General features: G+C 43.0%; 1 protein-coding gene. It reads left to right on the top strand.

Features of this window, described 5'->3' with window-relative positions; translation table 11 throughout:
* The first annotated feature begins 143 nt into the window (after positions 1-143).
* The gene (locus CAG68_RS17895; protein ID WP_086046617.1) at positions 144-2564 is read left to right on the top strand and encodes a hybrid sensor histidine kinase/response regulator; all 2421 of its coding nucleotides are present in this window, start codon (positions 144-146) and stop codon (positions 2562-2564) included.
* Positions 2565-2753: the final 189 nt, after the last annotated feature.

The raw sequence follows: 2753 nt of genomic DNA, 5'->3' as shown, positions 1-2753 counted from the left end.
CGGAGGCTACCGACAAGGTCTGGGTGAGAAAGGATGGCTTGTAGTCTTAAAATAGAAGACCATTTGCTAATGGGCTGGTTGAGTGCGTTCATCTTACCAATCAATTAGTGATAAATCGATATTAGGGAATGATTCACACATCTATGGAAATTCGCTCATCACTTAGAAAAAAAAGCATTCTCGCCCTAACACTTTACCTGTGCTTCTTTATCGCCACTATCGGTTCTGTCGCCTATTTGGTTGTTGAGCCACCGGTTAGACAAAAGCTAGAGCAAAACCTAGAGTTACGTACCCAACTCCTGGCTCTTGAGATAAAAGAGCCCCTCCTCAGTTCTACAGGTGTATTGAGCAGCTTAGTAGGGCTAGCCCAAGGGACTGAAAATATTCAATCTCTCAACACAATAATTCCACATATTCTTCAATTGAGTGACAAGATGCTTGTTAGTGGTGGTGTATGGCCTAAACCCGAACTCAAAGCAGAACAATGGAGATATAAAAGTCTATTCTTCAATAAAAACAGTGATAGTGGTATTGACCAAATTCACTCCTACAATAACCCCGAATCTGGCGGTTATGATAATGAACCCTGGTATGTCGCTGCCGCCGATGCTCCGGTAGGTTCTGTTAGTTGGTCTACGGTTTACATCGATACCTTTACTCAGGTCCAGATGATTACCGCGTCTTCTCCGTACTACCAAAACGGTCGATTCGCTGGAGTTGTAACGGTAGACCTATCACTTGATGCACTTTTTCAGTTTATTCGAGAGCACACGAACCAGCATTCTTTGGGGGTAGTGGTTCGCGATGCTGACTCAAACGTGATTATTGAACACAACTTTCAACTGACGGACGAAATTTATGTCAGCGAGCTTGATTTCGGAGAGTTCGACTGGCGCATGGAAGTTGTCAACGCAAAAGCTAAAGTCGCCGATCAAGTGTTTGAACAAGTGATGAGCGTTGAGGGGAGGATCATTCCATTTTTGCTCTTGTGTGTCTTGGTCGGTTACTACTTACTGAATCGCTATATTGTTGAACCAATTGTTCGCATTGCCGTTAAGATTGATGACTCGAAAACTGGTGGGATCATAGATATTGACTACGATAGCGATGACGAAATCGGACAGCTTATCGAGAAGTTCAATGAAAAGACGATCTATTTAGAGCAGGAGAGAATAAAAGCTCAGGCTTCGACAAACGCTAAAACGGCATTCTTAGCCACATTGTCCCACGAGATTCGCACACCAATGAACGGTGTACTAGGAACTGCCCAGATACTGTTAAAAACACCACTTACCGATGAGCAGCGTAAGCACCTGAGAACACTTTATGATTCAGGTGATCACATGATGACATTACTCAATGAGATTTTAGATTACTCAAAAATTGAACAAGGGCATGTTGAGTTTGAAAATAAGCCTTTCCCAATTGAGTCGATTATCGGCAGTATCAAGAGTGTTTATCAAACTCTATGTGCAGAAAAAGGTCTTCGCTTTAGAGTCGTCTCGCATTTACCAACGGGTCGTTGGTACAACAATGACAAAGCCCGTTTGCGTCAAGTACTGTTCAATCTACTCAATAACGCTGTTAAGTTCACCGATAGTGGCATCGTAGAGGTAGAGCTAGCCGAGAAATCGAGTAAGGCAGGCACCAAGCTGATACTAAAGGTAAAAGATACAGGAATTGGTATTTCAAAAGAGGCACAAAAACGCATTTTTCGTCCTTTTGAGCAAGCGGAGTCATCAACGACTAGACGGTTTGGTGGTACAGGGCTTGGTTTAGCAATAGTCAAAGAAATCGCGGAACATATGGGTGGGCAAGTGGTTGTAGAGAGTCAGGAGGACGCTGGAACGACTTTTACTGTCGAAATTGCCCTTACACCTTGCAAGCCGGGTAAAGTAGAGTCAATCAATACACATAAATTGAACTGTAAAGGGTTGAAAGCACTCATTGTTGAAGACAACCGAACAAATGCGATCATTATGGAAACTTTCCTCCGAGCCAAGGGCTTTGAGTGCACAAGTGTCGAAAATGGTCAGCTTGCAGTCGATGAGGTTGCGATCAAACCATTTGATTTGATACTGATGGATAATCATATGCCTGTTCTAGATGGCGTTGGGGCCATATCAGCCATTCGAGCAATGAGTTCACCTGCTAAGTCGGTACTGATTTTTGGCTGTACAGCGGATGTGTTCAAAGAAACACAAGAGCGTATGATTAATGTAGGAGCAGACCACATAATAGCGAAACCAATAGTGGAGTCTGAATTAAATGATGCACTGTATCTTCATGCGACACAGTTATATCAGTACCAATCGGACTTTGATGGAAATGCAGCAGATAGCTTTGATGCTGAAAAGTGGTTACTCAACTTCTATGTCGCTCTAGATAATGGACATCTTAATGAAGCACTTGAGGCTATTTCAGCGATCATTGCGGAGGCTCCCCTTGAACTCAGTGACGACGTTTCTTCAGTCGCCGAACGGATAAGAAGTAACTTAAAGCGTCAGCAATCCCCAGACCAAGATGATATCGATACATTAACGATTTTGCTGGCCTCACCATAACTGAATCAATATGGCGCAACTGTGAATTGTTCTTACTATTTATACGTCATCCAGCGTCGTGACAAACTCTTCTAACCCGCAATGAACACGCTTGCAGTTTTACTTTTACGAGTAAAACTGCAAGACCTTCTACTGTGATTATATCGGTAATACTCTGAATTTTCGCAGCTTGGTAGCATAAGCTATAGG

The organism is Vibrio sp. V42_P2S4T144, assembly GCF_009904715.1.
GTDB classification, from domain to species: Bacteria; Pseudomonadota; Gammaproteobacteria; order Enterobacterales; family Vibrionaceae; genus Vibrio; species Vibrio alginolyticus.
Note: the sequence above shows the minus strand (reverse complement) of the source record. Positions and strands in the feature narration are given on the sequence as shown.